Source organism: Streptomyces sp. NPDC046900, assembly GCF_040644975.1.
In the GTDB taxonomy this organism is placed as follows: Bacteria; Actinomycetota; Actinomycetes; order Streptomycetales; family Streptomycetaceae; genus Streptomyces.
Genome location: NZ_JBEYXD010000014.1, coordinates 72,649 through 89,011 on the forward strand (window position 1 = coordinate 72,649; position 16,363 = coordinate 89,011).

The 16,363-nt window shown below is 71.1% G+C and carries 14 protein-coding genes and 1 pseudogene; 12 read left to right on the forward strand and 3 right to left on the reverse strand.

All coding sequences use genetic code 11. The features are described 5' to 3' along the window. Nucleotides 1–108 precede the first annotated feature (108 nt). From ABZ904_RS16705 to ABZ904_RS16715, 3 genes are all read left to right on the forward strand, one after another. On the forward strand, nt 109–2,049 hold the full coding sequence (locus ABZ904_RS16705; RefSeq protein WP_360990282.1) for a long-chain fatty acid--CoA ligase: 1,941 nt from the start codon (nt 109–111) through the stop codon (nt 2,047–2,049). A 138-nt stretch (nt 2,050–2,187) separates the two neighbouring features. After that, the gene (locus ABZ904_RS16710; protein ID WP_359395195.1) at nt 2,188–3,192 is read left to right on the forward strand and encodes a DUF1259 domain-containing protein; all 1,005 of its coding nucleotides are present in this window, start codon (nt 2,188–2,190) and stop codon (nt 3,190–3,192) included. A 165-nt stretch (nt 3,193–3,357) separates the two neighbouring features. Then, nucleotides 3,358–4,563, forward strand: a complete 1,206-nt coding sequence (locus tag ABZ904_RS16715; RefSeq protein ID WP_360990286.1) for a cytochrome P450 — start codon at nt 3,358–3,360, stop codon at nt 4,561–4,563. Between the two features lie 504 nt (nt 4,564–5,067). Here ABZ904_RS16715 and ABZ904_RS16720 read toward each other — a convergent pair. Further along, nucleotides 5,068–5,271 carry a cold-shock protein gene (locus tag ABZ904_RS16720; protein WP_043442843.1) on the reverse strand — a complete coding sequence of 68 codons (204 nt, stop codon included), beginning with the start codon at nt 5,269–5,271 and terminating at the stop codon, nt 5,068–5,070. A 355-nt stretch (nt 5,272–5,626) separates the two neighbouring features. Here ABZ904_RS16720 and ABZ904_RS16725 point away from each other — a divergent pair, with 355 nt between their 5' ends. From ABZ904_RS16725 to ABZ904_RS16755, 7 genes and pseudogenes are all read left to right on the forward strand, one after another. Then, a complete protein-coding gene (locus ABZ904_RS16725; RefSeq protein WP_359395199.1) occupies nt 5,627–6,475 on the forward strand; it encodes a menaquinone biosynthesis protein in 849 nt (282 codons plus the stop codon). 92 nt (nt 6,476–6,567) lie between these two features. Further along, a complete protein-coding gene (locus ABZ904_RS16730; RefSeq protein ID WP_360990289.1) occupies nt 6,568–8,274 on the forward strand; it encodes a serine/threonine-protein kinase in 1,707 nt (568 codons plus the stop codon). Between the two features lie 50 nt (nt 8,275–8,324). After that, nucleotides 8,325–9,050 carry an A24 family peptidase gene (locus tag ABZ904_RS16735; protein ID WP_360990292.1) on the forward strand — a complete coding sequence of 242 codons (726 nt, stop codon included), beginning with the start codon at nt 8,325–8,327 and terminating at the stop codon, nt 9,048–9,050. 89 nt (nt 9,051–9,139) lie between these two features. Then, entirely contained in the window at nt 9,140–10,354 is a 1,215-nt protein-coding gene (gene mqnC / locus ABZ904_RS16740) for a cyclic dehypoxanthinyl futalosine synthase (RefSeq protein WP_359395205.1), read from the forward strand. A gap of 7 nt (nt 10,355–10,361) precedes the next feature. Then, nucleotides 10,362–11,012: a hypothetical protein gene (locus ABZ904_RS16745; RefSeq protein ID WP_361823866.1), complete on the forward strand. Its 651-nt coding sequence runs from the start codon at nt 10,362–10,364 to the stop codon at nt 11,010–11,012. Nucleotides 11,013–11,062: 50 nt separating this feature from the next. Continuing rightward, a pseudogene (locus tag ABZ904_RS16750) lies at nt 11,063–11,227 on the forward strand (acyltransferase); the annotation flags it as partial. Between the two features lie 79 nt (nt 11,228–11,306). Beyond that, nucleotides 11,307–12,002 (forward strand): demethylmenaquinone methyltransferase, encoded by a 696-nt coding sequence (locus tag ABZ904_RS16755; RefSeq protein ID WP_360990299.1) that lies wholly within the window; start codon nt 11,307–11,309, stop codon nt 12,000–12,002. A 52-nt stretch (nt 12,003–12,054) separates the two neighbouring features. Here ABZ904_RS16755 and ABZ904_RS16760 read toward each other — a convergent pair whose 3' ends face one another. Both ABZ904_RS16760 and ABZ904_RS16765 read right to left on the reverse strand, forming a co-directional pair. Then, a complete protein-coding gene (locus ABZ904_RS16760; RefSeq protein ID WP_361823869.1) occupies nt 12,055–12,366 on the reverse strand; it encodes a PASTA domain-containing protein in 312 nt (103 codons plus the stop codon). Between the two features lie 120 nt (nt 12,367–12,486). Then, a complete protein-coding gene (locus tag ABZ904_RS16765) occupies nt 12,487–12,993 on the reverse strand; it encodes a GNAT family N-acetyltransferase (RefSeq protein WP_359395212.1) in 507 nt (168 codons plus the stop codon). A 148-nt stretch (nt 12,994–13,141) separates the two neighbouring features. On the opposite strand from ABZ904_RS16765, the gene ABZ904_RS16770 reads away from it, so the two are divergent. Then, nucleotides 13,142–14,431 (forward strand): geranylgeranyl reductase family protein, encoded by a 1,290-nt coding sequence (locus ABZ904_RS16770; protein WP_359395215.1) that lies wholly within the window; start codon nt 13,142–13,144, stop codon nt 14,429–14,431. Between the two features lie 87 nt (nt 14,432–14,518). Beyond that, nucleotides 14,519–16,309 carry an FAD-dependent oxidoreductase gene (locus tag ABZ904_RS16775; protein WP_359395217.1) on the forward strand — a complete coding sequence of 597 codons (1,791 nt, stop codon included), beginning with the start codon at nt 14,519–14,521 and terminating at the stop codon, nt 16,307–16,309. Nucleotides 16,310–16,363 lie beyond the last annotated feature (54 nt).

Genomic DNA, 16,363 nt, shown 5'->3' on the forward strand with positions numbered 1-16,363 from the left:
CTGACCGGCGGTAACAGCGAGTCGCTCCGCCGATGAACGGATCGGTGCGCGCTGTGCGTACCCGATACGGCAGAGCAGTGCACAGCCGCAGTCCCCAGGAGCTGCCCCATGCCCATCTCGTACTCGTCCGCACCCGTCGCCTTCGCTCCCCTCGATCTCGACCACGACGGCGGCCCGGTGCTCGTCGAGCCGCAGACACGGCGGCTGAACGGCCAGGTGCGGGAGGTGTACGTACCTCCGCTGGTGCCGCCGGTGAGCCATGGCTCGCTCGCCGACCTGCCGTTCGAGAACGCGACCGAGATGCCCGGCCACCATGTCCTCAGCCGCCGGGACCCGGACGGCGGCTGGACGGAGGTGACGGCGGTTCAGTTCGCCGACCAGGTACTGGCCGTGGCGAAGGGGCTGATCGCCGAGGGCCTGATGCCGGGCGACCGGATCGCGATCATGGCCCGCACCACCTACGAGTGGACGCTGCTCGACTTCGCGGCCTGGGCGGCCGGCCTGGTCACGGTTCCGGTCTACCCCACCTCGTCGGTCTTCCAGACCCGCTGGATCCTCCAGGACTCCGGCGCGGTGGCCCTGGTGACGGAGACGGTCGGCCAGGCGGCGGCCCTCGGCCCGGAACTCAGCCGGCTGCCCGATCTGCACCATGTGTGGGTGATGGAGAAGGGGCACGTCGAGCGCCTCGCGGAGCACGGCGCGTCGGTGCCGGACCAGGAGGTGGTCGTACGCCGGGGCGTCCTCGGCCCGGACACCCTGGCCACGATCATCTACACCTCGGGCACGACGGGCCGCCCGAAGGGCTGTGCGCTGTCGCACGGCAACTTCCTGGCGGAGGTGGACAACGCGATCGAACTGCTCCACCCGGTCTTCAAGGCGACGACGACCGGTGACGAGCCCTCCACCCTGCTGTTCCTGCCGCTGTCACACGTCTTCGGCCGGATGGTGGCGGTCGCCTGCATCCGCGCACGGGTGCGCCTCGGGCACGCTCCGAGCCTGCAGGCGGAGGACCTGCTGGCGGACCTGGCGAGCTTCCGCCCGACCTTCCTGCTGGTCATCCCGTACATGCTGGAGAAGGTCTTCAACAATGCGCGGGCCACGGCCGAACGCAGCGGCCGCGCGGCCCTGTTCGACCGGGCGGCGAGCGTGGCCCGCCGCTACGGCGAGGCGCTGGAGGCCCGTCAGCACGGCACGGGCTCCGGACCCAGCCGCTCCCTGAAGGCGGCCCGCGTTCTGTACGACCCCCTGGTCTACCGCCGTATCCGGAACGCCCTGGGCGGCCGCGTACGCCATGTCATCTGCGGTGGCTCCCCTCTGGGACAGCGGCTGGCGGCGTTCTACGCGGGCACGGGCATCGAGATCTTCGAGGGCTACGGCCTGACCGAGACGACCGGCGCGGCGACGGTGACGCCCCCGCTCAGGCCCCGCCTCGGAACGGTGGGCTGGCCGCTGCCCGGCACCAGGGTCCGGATCGCCGCGGACGGCGAGATCCTGCTCGCCGGCGGACAGGTGTTCCGGGGCTACTGGGACCCCCATGGCGGCGGGGTGGTCCCTGCCAGCCCGGACGGCTGGCTCCCCACGGGAGACATCGGCCGTCTGGACGACGAGGGCTATCTGACGATCACCGGCCGGAAGAAGGAGATCCTGATCACCGCCGGGGGTAAGAACGTGGCCCCCGCCCCGCTGGAGAACTGGCTGCGCTCCCACCCCCTGATCTCCCAGTGCATGGTCCTCGGCGACGGCCGCCCGTATGTGAGCGCCCTGATCACGCTGGACCCGGAGGGCATCGTCCACTGGCGCCAGATGCGCGGCAAGCATCCGGTGCCGCCGGAACTCCTCCTGGACGACGAGGAGTTGCACGCGGTCCTGCAGCGCGCTGTGGACGAGACCAACAAGCTGGTCTCGCGCCCCGAGTCGATCCGCCGCTTCGCCGTCCTGCCGGTGGACTTCACGCAGGAGGCCGGCCATCTGACTCCGTCGATGAAGCTGCGCCGGATGGCGGTCATGCGGGACTTCGCCGCAGAGGTGGAGCAGTTGTACGCGCGGTAGGTCCGTCGCTGCCCGCTGACCGGGTGCCGGAGGTGTCACCCGATCGCCGACGAGCGGTTCACCCGCCCGGCCGCAGGGATGGCGGCGCTGGCGGCCGTCCGCAGCCCCCCGTGGTTCCATCCGGTCAGGGAGGATCACATGATGGCTGAGGACCGACAGCAGGACACCCGAACGTCGCGGCGGCGGATGCTCGCCGCGGCTGCCCTGGCGCCCTTGCTGGGCGGGGCGACCCCCGCGTGCGCCCTGTCCGCCGGAACGACTGAGGACAGACACGAGGGGCCGGTCGCACCGGCGCGCACCGCCCTGTCGGACTGGCGGGACGTGGCCCACGTGCTGGGCCGGCAGGGCGACATGAAGCGCGACCTGATGTACCACACGGGCCTGCCGCGCCGGGACCTCTCGGTGGTCTCGCACGGCGTCGTCGTCAAGCCGGCACTCGCCCTCGGGTCGCACGTGTCCTTCGTCCGGTACGCCGACGGTGGAACGCTGCTGATGGGCGACGTGGTGGTCACCGAGGACGAGTTGCAGCCCTACAGCGACGTCCTGTACGAGCACGGGATCGAGCAGACCGCCATCCACAAGCACCTGCTCTCCCAGTCCCCGGACATCTGGTGGATCCACGTCCATGCGCACGGCCGGGACCCGGTGTCCATCGCCCGGGGCCTGCGCGCGGCGTTCGACCGCACCGGCACTCCGCCCCCGGCGCGGCCGCAGGCCGTCCCGCCGCGGCCCGTCGACCTGGACACCGCGGGCATCGATGCCGCACTGGGCGTCAAGGGCGCCCACGACGACGGGATCTACAAGAACACGTTCATCCGCCGAGAGGTCATCACCGACGGCCATATGATCCTGCCGCCGGGCCTCGGGTCGACCACGGCGCTCAACTTCCAGCCGCTGGGTGGCGGCCGGGCGGCGATCAGTGGCGACTGCGCCATGATCGCCGGGGAGGTGCAGGACGTTCTCGTGGCCCTGAGGCGGGCCGGCGCCGAGCTCGTCGAACTGCACAACCACGGCCTGACCGACGAGCCCCGGCTGTTTTTCGTCCACTTCTGGGCGGTGGGCGACGCGGTCCGCCTCGCCCGGGGGCTGCGCACCGCCGTGAACGCCACCAACGTCCTGCCGGTGCCCGTCTCGGTCGACTGACGACCCGAACGGGGGAACGGTCCGCCATCCGCTTCCGGCCTTCGTCGTCCTTGGCATCCCTGCGCTCCGACTGGCATATCCGGAGGAATCCGGACAGCCATACGGGGTGAAAAGGGCTTATGCATGAAGAAGCGACGAAGGCGGAGGGAAACGGAGAACAGCGCGATGACCGCAAGCGGCGAAGCAATCACCTGTCCGTTCGACTTCAGCGAGGGTCTGGACTTCGACCCCGCGCTCGCGGCTCTCATGGCCCGCGACTCCATCACCCGCATCCGGTTGCCGTACGGTGACGCCGAGGCCTGGCTGGTCACCGGGTTCGAGGGCGTACGGCAGGTGACCACGGACCACCGGTTCAGCCGGGCGGGGATCATGGGATCCGACTATCCGAGGCTGACACCGGAGCCCATCGTCTCCCCCGAGTCGATCAACGTGATCGATCCGCCGCACAGCACCCGGCTGCGCCGGCTCGCATCGCAGGGCTTCGCCAAGCGGCATGTCGAGCTGATGCGGCAGAGGATCGTCCGGCTCGCGGACACCCTGCTCGAAGAGATGGCCGAGCAGGGGCCGCCGGCGGACCTGGTCCACCATCTGTCGAACCAGCTTCCTCAGCAGACCATCTACGACGTCCTCGGGATCGCCCGCGAGGACTGGCCCCGGATGCAGAAGTACGCGCACCAGCTGCTCGCCACCGGCCCGGAGGGCCGCGAGACCGCGGCGAGAGCCAAGGCCGCGCTGCGGGAGTACTTCGGCGAACTGGTCGAACAGCGGCGGCGCACTCCGGGCCCCGACCTGATCAGCGCGCTCGCCGCCGCCAAGGACGGCGACGACGTGCTCGACGACCAGGAACTGGCGGTCATGGCGCTGACCCTTGTGCTGAGCGGTCAGGACACGGCCACCTGCCAGATCAGCAACATCTCCTATCTCCTGCTGACCCGCCCCGAACTGTTGCAGCATCTCAGCGACCGGCCGGAGACCCTGACGGACGTCCTGAACGAGCTGCTGCGGGTCATCCCCTTCCGCAAGGGGGTCGGCATTCCCCGGGTGGCACTGGAGGACGTGGAGATCGAGGGGGTGCGGATCCGGGCGGGTGAGTTCGTGCATGTGTCGTACCTGACGGCGAACCGCGACCCCAAGCGCTACACGGACCCGGACGTCATCGACCCGGAGCGTCCCCTGGCGCCGCACATGACCTTCGGCTGGGGCGGGCACCGGTGCATCGCCGTCCCGCTGGCGATGGCGGAGCTGGAGGTGGCCATCGGGCGGCTGGTGGAGCGGTTCCCGGGTCTGCGGCTCGCGGTGGCCCCGGAGGACGTGCGCTGGGACACGGAGACGATCCGGCGCTTCCCGCTCGAGCTGCCCGTGGCCTGGTAGGGCGGCGGCCGGGCTCACGGTCCGACGCTCGTCGCGTGTCCGCCGCCGCGCTCGGCGGCTCCGGAAGGGCGCCCCGTCCATTGCGCGCATTCACCCCATGGGGTGAATGCGCGGGGTGCCGCACAGGCCTGCCCACCGTCAGCGTCACCGGGCGAAGTCACCCGAACGGGTGTGCATACTCGCGGCCGCCTCATGGGCATCTCGCCTTGCCGGTCGGGTCCACCACGCGAAAGCCATCCGTATGGGTGTCCGCCCAACGCCCCAGTGTGGCCGGCCGGGCAGCGTCACCGATCCTGGCGAAAGGGACCCACCGGCGGTGCTCCGTCCGGGTGAACCACGCCGTCCGGCGTACCAGGAAAGTGGACCGGCGCAAAAAAGCAGGAGCCCCCTGCGCCGGATGGCGCGCGGGGCTCCTTGGGTAAAGCTGTCCGTTCCGGATCAAAGCACTCGGGCTCAGAGAGCCGAAGGCCTGGAACCGAAGACCGAAACTCCGAGACCGGAGACTCAGATGGCCGTGACGTTCTCCGCCTGCGGGCCCTTCGGACCCTGGGTCACGTCAAAGCTGACCTGCTGGTTCTCCTCGAGCGAACGGAAGCCGTTCGCGTTGATCGCGGAGTAGTGGACGAAGACGTCGGGGCCGCCGCCTTCCTGGGCGATGAAGCCAAAGCCCTTTTCGGCGTTGAACCACTTCACGGTTCCGGTAGCCATAAGCCCTCCTTGGGCCCAAAGGGTTGCCCTGCTCCAGAACCTGCAAGTGTGAAAACTGAAGCGCCGCACAACTGCATATGTCTGAAAACGACGAGAGCCCGCGGTTACATGCTCCGCAGGCTCTGTACTGCAAGGAAACCAAACTGCAACTTGCGGCGAGCCTAGCACGCAGGCAGCCGAAAGCAATAGAGGTCAAGATCACTTCACCCGAAGGTTTCAACGGGTGGTGAGCGGGGTTGACATCGCCGTGGCTCATCGTAGTCGCCGAGGTGGACACCAGGAGACCGGGGCGTTTCCGAAGCCACTCGCGGACCCTGGGCCCAGCACGCTACCGCACGGGGTCTAGTCTCGCGATGTGGACAATTCTCGCACCCGGCCGCGCGTCGGCCACATCCAGTTCCTGAACTGCCTGCCCCTGTACTGGGGGCTCGCGAGAACCGGCACCCTGCTGGACTTCGAGCTGACCAAGGACACCCCGGAGAAGCTCAGCGAGCGGCTGGTGCGGGGCGACCTCGACATCGGCCCCATCACCCTCGTCGAGTTCCTCAAGAACGCCGACGACCTGATCGCCTTCCCGGATATCGCGGTCGGCTGCGACGGCCCCGTGATGTCCTGCGTGATCGTCTCCCAGGTCCCGCTGGACCAGCTCGACGGCGCCCGCGTCGCCCTCGGCTCCACCTCGCGCACCTCCGTACGCCTCGCCCAGCTGCTGCTCGCCGAGCGGTACGGGGTGACGCCGGACTACTACACCTGCCCGCCCGACCTCAGCCTGATGATGCAGGAGGCCGACGCCGCGGTGCTGATCGGCGACGCCGCCCTGCGCGCCAACCTCCACGACGGGCCGCGCTTCGGCCTCGCCGTGCACGACCTCGGCACCCTGTGGAAGGAGTGGACGGGCCTGCCGTTCGTCTTCGCGGTGTGGGCGGCGCGGCGCGACTACCTGGAGCGTGAGCCGGTCATCACCCGCCAGGTGCACGAGGCCTTCCTGTCCTCGCGCAACCTGTCGCTCGAGGAGGTCGGCAAGGTCGCGGAGCAGGCGGCCCGCTGGGAGGCCTTCGACGAGAAGGTGCTGGAGAAGTACTTCACGACGCTGGACTTCCGCTTCGGCGACCCTCAGCTGGCGGCGGTCGCCGAGTTCGCGCGCCGGGTCGGGCCGACGACGGGCTTCCCGGCCGATGTTCAGGTCAAGCTCCTCCAGTCGTAGGGAAGTTGTCACCGGGCCCGGTGCCGCCGGACCCGGTCTGCGGACCCGGCGAGAGCTACCCTGCTGGGAGTCATAGGGGGAGGGGGGCCGCCATGCAGTCGCTGGAGGCCGGTGAACCCGCCGTCGTGGGGCCGTACCGGCTGCTCGGCAGGCTGGGCTCCGGTGGGATGGGTCGCGTCTACCTGGGACGCAGTACGGGCGGGCGCACCGTCGCGGTCAAGGTGGTGCATCCGCACTTCGCCCTGGACGAGGAGTTCCGCGCCCGTTTCCGCCGGGAGGTGGACGCCGCGCGGCGCGTCGGGGGCGCCTGGACCGCACCGGTCCTGGACGCGGACCCGGAGGCCCCGGTGCCCTGGGTCGCGACCGGGTACGCGGCGGGTCCGTCCCTGACCGCGGCGGTGACGGACGGCGGACCACTTCCCCTCGCCTCGGTACGGGCCCTGGGCGCGGGGCTCGCGGAGGCCCTGACGGCGGTCCACGGCCTGGGCCTGGTCCACCGGGACGTGAAACCGTCGAACGTCCTGCTGACCCTGGACGGCCCGGTCCTCATCGATTTCGGTATCGCGCGCGCCATCGACGGCACGGCATCGCTCACCTCCACGGGTGTCTCCATCGGCTCGCCCGGCTACATGTCGCCCGAGCAGATCCTCGGCAAGGGCGTCACGGGCGCGGCGGACGTTTTCTCGCTGGGCGCGGTCCTGGCGTACGCGGCCACCGGGCAGTCCCCCTTCTCCGGCGACTCCTCCGCGGCGCTGCTGTACAAGGTCGTGCACGAGGAACCGGAACTGGACGGCCTCGAAGGCGCCTTGCGGGAACTGGTGGCCGCGTGCCTCGCCAAGGACCCGGCGGCGCGCCCCGCACCGGAGCAGGTGGCCGGGCGGCTCGCCCCCGAGGGCGCGGCCCCTCTGGTGGCGGCCGGCTGGCTGCCGGGCCCGCTCGTGGAGCAGGTCAGCCGCAAGGCCGTACAACTGCTGAACCTGGAGGCGGGGGAGGCGGCACCCTCGGGGCCGGTGGGGTTCAGCAAGGCCGCGGTGGCCGAGTCGTCGGTGGCCGCGGCGGTGGCGGACAGTGCTCCGGCCGGGCCCCGGGCGCCTCTGACGGACGGGTCGTCCGGGCCGCGGCCCGCCGGGGTCTTCGGCCCACCGCCCGAGATGACCGCTCCTCCGATACCTCACCCTCGCGAGGCACAGCCGCAGCCGCAGGACGCCGTGCCCCCCACGGACGCCGGGGGGAAGGTCTCCATGAGCGTCGCCGCGACGTCGGTGCCGGGAACCGGCGGCCGCGGCCGGCGCATGAGCTGCACGGTCGCGCTGGCGGTGGCCGGAGCGCTGGCCGCGGTCACGGTCGGATCGGTCCTGCTGCCCGGGCTGCTCCACAAGGCCGATTCGGGCAAGGACGGAGCGGTCGGCAACGGCGCCCCCACGGCCGGTCAGAGCACGGGGCCGGGAGCCGTGCCCGCCGCGTATCTGGGCACCTGGGAGGGCGATGCCCTCGCGCTCGGCGGCGCGCTGCCGGCGGGCACCTTCCGCGTCACCCTCCGGCAGGCGGGTGTCGGCGAGGAGATCGGCACTTTCCGCTCCACCGACCAGCTCGGCGGTATCTGCGACGACGTACTGCTGCTGAAGCGGGCCTCGGCCCGGCAGCTCGTCGCCACGAGCGTGGCCCAGAAGTCCAACCCGTCGACGTGCACGACCGGACGGCACGAGGTGCGGCTCACCCCGGTCGGCACCGGCCTCGACTTCGAGACGGACAACTCGGACGCCGGCAACCCGACATCGCGCATGGCGAAGGTCAAGTAGTCCGCCGCTTCCCCGAGTCGGGCCCGGGCGGCGGCGCTTACCCTGTCGGCGTGGATCTGGACCTCTGGCTGGCCCCCGGTGCCGCGCTGTGGGGCGCGGCGGCCGGCGCGCTGCTGCCCCGGGCCGCCTACCGGCTCTCCGTCGAGCCGGAGCAGCCGTGGCGGGACCGATGCCCGGACGGGCATCCCATCGGCGGATGGGTCGGCCGGGCGCGCTGTGCGGACGGGCGGTCCTACGGCCCCGCGACCGTACTCGTCTGCGCGGTCACCGCGCTGGTCTGCGCCGGGCTCGCGCTCGCCACGGGCACCCGCCCCGAACTGTTCGTCTGGCTGCTGCTCGCTCCCGTCGGCGTGCTGCTGACGATCGTGGACTTCCGGGTGCAGCGGCTGCCGGATGTGCTCACCCTGCCGTTCGCGGTCCTCGCCCTGTGCCTGCTCGCCGGTGCGGCGGCCCTGCCCGAGCACGCGGGGCGCTGGCTCACCGCGCTCCTCGGCGCGTCGGTGCTCGGCGGCGCCTACTTCCTGCTGTTCCTCGTCAACCCGAACGGCATGGGTTTCGGCGACGTCAAGCTCGCGCTCGGGCTCGGTGCGGTGCTCGGCTGGTACGGCTGGCCCACCGTGGTGCTCGGGACCTTCGCCGGGTTCCTCTTCGGAGGGCTGTACGGACTCGGGCTGGTCGTGGTGCGGCGCGCGGGGCGGCGCACGGCGATCCCGTTCGGGCCGTTTCTCATCGCGGGCGCCCTGGTCGGGCTGCTGACCGGCGCGTACGCGGCCTGACGCAGGTCCCCGAAAGCCTCTGGCGTAGGCTGGTTCGGTCCGTCCACGACCCTTGGGTCCGTCCACAACCCTTACGAAAGGGACGCCCGGTGACCGAGAAGGCCGACCTCACGCCCATTGATGTCACAGCCGTCCTCGACCGCGCCGCCGCCGGTGGTCGGATCACTCCCGAAGAAGCGCTCGTCCTCTACCGGGACGCCCCGTTGCACGCGCTGGGCGCCGCGGCCGACGCCGTACGCCGCCGCAACTACGCCGGTGTCGAGCACATCGCGACGTACATCATCGAGCGCAACATCAACTACACGAACGTCTGCGTGACGGCGTGCAAGTTCTGCGCCTTCTACGCGGCTCCGAAGGACACCGCCAAGGGCTGGACCCGCGACCTCGACGACATCCTGCGCCGGTGCGCGGAGACGGTCGAACTCGGCGGCACACAGATCATGTTCCAGGGCGGCCACCACCCGGACTACGGCGTCGAGTACTACGAGAAGCACTTCCGGGCCATCAAGGACGCCTTCCCGCAGCTGGTCATCCACAGCCTGGGGGCCTCCGAGGTCGAGCACATGGCGCGGATCTCCGGCGTGACGGTGGAAGAGGCCATCACCCGCATCCACACCGCGGGCCTGGACTCCTTCGCCGGCGCCGGTGCCGAACTCCTCCCGGCGCGGCCGCGCAAGGCCATCGCCCCGCTGAAGGAGAGCGGTGAGCGCTGGCTGGAGATCATGGAGACCGCGCACAACCTGGGCGTCGAGTCGACCTCCACCATGCTCATGGGCACGGGCGAGACCAACGCCGAACGCATCGAGCACCTGCGGATGATCCGCGACGTGCAGGACCGCACGGGCGGCTTCCGGGCCTTCATCCCGTACACCTACCAGCCCGAGAACAACCACCTGAAGGGCCGCACCCAGGCGACCCTCTTCGAGTACCTGCGGATGATCGCGATCGCCCGCCTCTTCCTCGACAACGTCCGGCACATCCAGGGCTCGTGGCTGACCACCGGCAAGGAGGTCGGCCAGCTGTCCCTGCACTACGGCGCGGACGACCTCGGCTCGATCATGCTCGAGGAGAACGTGGTCTCGTCCGCCGGTGCCAAGCACCGCTCCAACCGGCTGGAGATCATCGATCTGATCCGCAAGGCGGGCCGGGTCCCGGCACAGCGCTCCACGACCTATGAGCACCTCGTCGTGCACGACGACCCGGCGCACGACCCGGTCGACGAGCGGGTCATGTCCCACATCTCGTCGACGGCGATCGAGGGCGGTACGGCCCACCCGGAGCTGAAGCTGCTCGCGTCCAACTAGGGCGCGCGTGCTGACGATCCACACCGCCGGCCTTCTGGTCACCGGGGACCGGCGGCCCGCCCTGGCGGGCGGCGCGATCCTCGTCGACGGCAGGACGTGCGCGGCCGTCGGCCCGTACGAGGAACTGGCGGCGGCGCATCCGGCGGCCCGGGTGCGGCGCTGGCCGGGGCTCATCGCCCCGGGCCTGGTGAATCCGTACGGGCCCGAACTGCTGGAGCAGGCCTACCATCCCGATCCCCGCGAGGCCGGCGAACTGGGCACCGAACCGATCGCCGGCGAGGCCCTCGTGGCACTGGCGTTGGGCGACGCCCGGTGGGGTGCGAGCGCGCGGCGCGGTGTGCAGCGGATGCTCGCCCACGGGACGGTCGCCGTGGCCGGGCAGCTGTCCCGGCCCGCCGTGGTGGACGCCGTGCAGCGAGCGGGGCTGGCGCAGGAGGGGCGCTTCGAGCGTCCCGCCGGGCCGCCGTCCCTCGACCCGCTGGCCGGACGGAGCCTGGCAGAGGCGATGGTGCGTCCGCTTCCGTCCGACGCCCCGCACGGCCAGGACGCCACGTTCGCCGTCTTCGGCGTCCCGGACGAGGCCGCGCTCACCGCACGGGGAGCCGGCAACTGCGTGGCGACGGTCGTCGCCGGGCGGCTCGTGCACCGGCGCCGTTGACGTCGAGCCCGGCCGCCGGCGTCGGAAAACCCCTCATCGCGCTTGGCGCGCCGATCGACCGGCTCTGGAACGTGCCCGCCTTCGAGAAGTGGCTGCCGCTGGACAGCCGATGGTTCCTGTACGGCGTCGGCTGGGTGCTGATCCGGAGGGCGATCCCGCTCGTGGGCCGGGCCGAGGACGTGACCGCGAGGGGGAGACCGGGGCTGCTCCCGTAGGTCCCTCCGAGGGCCGCGAGACCCGCCTACGGGCCGGGCGCCTGAGTCGCGCCCGGCCCCTACTGCCACAATGGGCACCGTGACCCGCGCATCCCTGGACAAGCAGCCGCACGAAGTCGCCTCGATGTTCGACGACGTGGCGGAACGGTACGACCTGACCAACGACCTGCTGTCGCTCGGCCAGGACCGGGTGTGGCGCAAGGAGGTCGCGAAGGCCGTCGACGCCCGCCCCGCGCAGCGGGTCCTCGACCTCGCGGCGGGTACGGCGACCTCGTCGCTCCCCTTCACGCGTACCGGCGCATACGTGGTCCCCTGCGACTTCTCGCTGGGGATGCTCCAGGTCGGCAAGAAGCGGCACCCCTGGCTGCCGTTCACGGCGGGTGACGCGACCCGGCTGCCGTTCCAGGACGACGTGTTCGACGCGGTGACGATCTCCTTCGGGCTGCGCAACGTGCAGGACACCGACGGCGCGCTGCGCGAGCTGTACCGGGTGACCAAGCCCGGCGGGCGGGTCGTCATCTGCGAGTTCTCGCACCCGACCTGGGCGCCCTTCCGCACGGTCTACACCGAGTACCTGATGCGCGCGCTGCCGCCGGTGGCCCGCGCGGTGTCGTCCAACCCCGACGCGTACGTCTACCTCGCCGAGTCCATCCGTGCCTGGCCCGACCAGCCGGCCCTCGCGGAGCGACTGCGCACCGCGGGCTGGTCGAAGGTGGCCTGGCGCAACCTCTCGGGCGGGATCGTCGCCCTGCACCGCGGCTTCAAGGCGGACTGACGGGACCAGGCGGCGCGGACCCGGCGGGCACCGCGCAACCGGGTCCATCAGTTCACCGGAGCACCTCGAACGCGTCGCCCGGTTCACTGAGTTCGCGGCGCACCCCGCCCGGTGGCGGGATGGGCAGCCGTGGCTCGCGGACCCCGGCGCCTCCCCCGCCCTCGCCCTCACTGAGGTCGAACCACACGGTGACCACCGCGCCGCGCGGCACCTCGACGCCAGGCAGGGGATATTGGCGTACGACGTAGTCGAGGACGGTTCGGTGGAAGTCCGGCCGGTCGGGCGCGGCAAGCATGACGCCCTGCTTGGCGGCGGCCTCGCGCGCGTCCATCGCCATCAGGCCGACCAGCCGCGGTACGCGCACTTCGGGTGTTTTGGGTGTTATAGGCACAGATGTCACCCCCAGCGGTACTGGAAGGGTAACCGGCCGAGGGTGCTACCCGGAAGCGTCACGTGTCTTTCTGTAACAGTCGGCTACCGGGCGTCACAGGGTAAGTCGGTAGCAGTGCGCGGGATCGCCGAGCCGCGGGTGCGGGAAGACCTCGGCCAGTTCCATGCCGAGGCGCTGGGTGACGGCGATCGACCGCTGGTTGGCGGCCATGACCATCGCCACGACCCCGGGAACGCCCGCCGCGCGCACCCGCTCCAGCGTGACGAGCGCGGCCGCGGTGACGTACCCCTTGCCCCAGTGCTCCCGCCCGAGCCGCCAGCCGATCTCGATCTCGCCCTTCGGCCCCCACTCGCCCGGCCAGGGCTGTGCGCCCGTGAAGCCGACGACGTCGCCCGTGCCGTCGAGCACGGTCCACAGGCAGAAGCCGCGCTCGGCGTCGTGTCTGCGCTGCCGGGCGGTGAGCTCCTCGTAGACGGACAGCTCGGCGGCGCGGCCGCCGTGGAACTCCATGACCTCGGGGTGGTCGAAGACCCGGTGCCAGGCGAAGGCGTCCTCGTCGGTGGGAACGCGCAGCCGCACGTCGGGGAGAGCTCGGTTCACGGGGGGCAGCCCTTCAGCCGGGGGATCGGTACCGCTGAATAGACTGCCCATGTCCAGTGCCCGTCAGCACGCCGTTTTCACCATGGATTTCGGCGCTGTCGGTGCCGGCGTCGTCCGTGCCGTCGTCAAGTCTTGGGGAGAACCCGCCGTGACCGAGCCCCAGCCCCTTACCGAACACACTGCCGATGTGATCGTCGTCGGGGCCGGGCCAGCCGGTTCCACCACCGCGTACTACCTGGCGAAGGCAGGGCTCGATGTCCTGCTGCTGGAGAAGACCGCCTTCCCGCGCGAGAAGGTGTGCGGCGACGGCCTCACGCCCCGCGCCACCAAGCAGCTCGTCGCGATGGGCATCGACATCTCCGAGGAGGCCGGCTGGCTGCGCAACAAGGGTCTGCGCATCATCGGCGGCGGAGTGCGGCTCGAGCTGGACTGGCCGGATCTCGCCTCGTACCCGGACTACGGCCTCGTCCGCAAGCGCGACGACTTCGACGAGCAGCTGGCCCGCCAGGCGCAGAAGGCCGGCGCGCGCCTGTACGAGCTGTGCAACGTGGGCGCGCCGATCGTCGACGAGCGCACCGGACGCATCACCGGCGTGCACGCCAAGCTGGGCGACGAGAAGCGCGAGGTCACCTTCCACGCGCCGCTCGTGGTGGCCGCGGACGGCAACTCCTCGCGCCTGTCGCTGGCCATGGGCCTGCACCGCCGGGAGGACCGCCCGATGGGCGTCGCGGTCCGTACGTACTTCACCTCCCCGCGCCACGACGACGACTACCTGGAGTCCTGGCTGGAGCTCTGGGACCGGCGCGGCGGCCAGGAGCGGCTGCTGCCGGGCTACGGCTGGATCTTCGGCATGGGGGACGGCACCTCCAACGTCGGCCTCGGCGTCCTGAACACCTCCGCCGCCTTCAAGGAGCTGGACTGGCGTGAGGTGCTCAAGACCTGGTGCGCCTCGATGCCCGAGGACTGGGGCTACACCCCCGAGAACATGACCGGACCGATCCGCGGCGCCGCCCTCCCCATGGCCTTCAACCGCCAGCCGCACTACACGAAGGGCCTGCTCCTCGTCGGTGACGCGGGCGGGCTGGTGAACCCCTTCAACGGCGAGGGCATCGCCTACGCCATGGAGTCGGGACAGATCGTGGCGGACGTCATCGTCCAGGCGCTGGCCCGGACGACCCCCGCTCAGCGCGAACTGGTCCTGCACAACTACCCGAAGGTCCTCAAGGAGACCTACGGCGGCTACTACACCCTGGGCCGCGGCTTCGTGAAGCTGATCGGCAACCCGAAGGTGATGAAGGTCGCGGCGCAGCGGGGCCTGACCCATCCGCTGCTGATGAAGTTCACGCTGAAGCTCCTCGCCAACCTGACGGATCCGACGGGTGGCGACGCGATGGACCGGATCATCAACGGTCTGAGCAAGGTGGCGCCGAAGGCGTGAAGGTTCGGCGAGTGTCGGGCCGCTGAGAGGACCGGCTCCGTACGGTGACGTGCACATGATGCATTCGTGGCCGAAGGGGGCCGAGCCATGCGTACGGGACACAGTCGAAGAACCCTTCTGAAAGGTGCGGCGGCCGGTGCGGCAGGGGGCGCGGTCGGGGTCACGCTGCCCGCGGGCCCGGCGGCGGCCGCCCCCAGCGGCCAGGGCCACGTCGCCGTCCTGGGCGGCGGCGTGTCGGGTCTGACCGCCGCCCACGAGCTCGCCGAACGCGGCTACCGCGTCACCGTCTACGAGTACTACGACGTCCTCGGCGGCAAGGCCCGCTCCATCCCCGTCCCGGGATCGGCGGCCGCCGGCCGCAAACCGCTGCCCGGAGAACACGGCTTCCGCTTCATCCCCGGCTTCTACCGCAACCTCCCCGACACCCTGCGCCGCATTCCGTACCCGGGCAACGCGGACGGCGTCCACGACAACCTGCGCTCCGGCACCGAGACCCTGTTCGCCCGCGCCGGCGGCCGGGCCGATCTGCACTTCCCGCTGCGCCGGGTCACCACACCCCCGCACCTGGGCGACCTGACTCCGGCCTGGATCCGCGATCAGCTGCTGTCCGTACTCGGTCTCGCGACCCGTATGCCCGCGTACGAACTGAGCTATTTCGTCAACCGGCTGCTCGTCTTCCTCACCAGCTGCGAGGTCCGCCGCGACCAGCAGTGGGAGCGGGTGCCCTGGTGGGACTTCATCAGGGCCGAGGACTTCAGCGAGGAGTACCGCCGGTTGTTCGCCATCGGCCAGAGCCGCAACCTCACGGCCACCAAGGCCGAGGAGTCCTCCACCCGCACGGTCGCCGGCGTCTACATGGAGAACTTCCTCGTCTTCGGCCTGCTCGGGCTCGGCCAGGACGGCGACATCGACCGCGTCCTCAACGGCCCCACGACCGAGGCGTGGCTCGACCCGTGGGTCGACCATCTGCGCTCGCTCGGCGTGGAGTTCGTGCTCTCCACGTCCGTACGGGACGTTATGTATGAAAACGGGCGGATCGCCGGAGTCCGCGTCACCGCCCCGGACGGCACCGGCGCACGCACGGTCACCGCCGACCACTACATCTCCGCCCTCCCCGTCGAACACGCTCGTCCGACGTGGGGCCCCGCGCTGCGTGCCGCCGATCCGCAGCTCGGCCGGTGCGACGCCCTGCGCACCGACTGGATGGTGGGCGTCCAGTACTACATGCGCACGCGGACCCCGATGGTGAACGGGCACGTCAACTGCCTCGACTCGCCCTGGTCGGTGACGGCGGTCGGGCAGGCGCAGTTCTGGGACACGCACGACTTTCCCGCCGAGTACGGGGACGGGCGCGCCGTGGACTGCGTCTCCGCCATCGCCTCCGAGTGGGACAAGCCCGGGATTCTGTACGGGAAGACGGCACGCCAGTGCACCCGTGAGGAGTTCGTGGCCGAGGTCTGGGCCCAACTCCAGGACGCGGTCGGTGTCGCGGGGGATCCCGTGCTGAAGGACGAGGACCGGCTGGCGTGGTTCCTGGACCCCGCCGTGACGGGCATGGGCGGGCCGGATCCGGCCAACCGGGAGCAACTGCTCATCCATCCTGTCGGCTCGCTCTACAACCGCCCCTCGGCGAAGACCGCCGTGCCGAACTTCTTCCTCGCCGGCGACTACGTCCGCACGGGTATGAACCTGGCCTCCATGGAGGGCGCCAACGAGGCCGCCCGGCACGCCGTCAACGCTCTGCTCGACGCCGACGGGTCGGCCGCGGCGCGCTGCGTCACCTGGGGCCACTACCAGCCGCCGGAGCTGGAGCCCCTCAAGCGGGTCGACGAACTGCGCTATCGGCTCGGCCTGCCGAACACCTTCGACCTCGGGTGAGCGGCACGGGCGGGTGAAGGCGCGGCGTCGGGCGGCGCGTCCTCACTTCGGGGG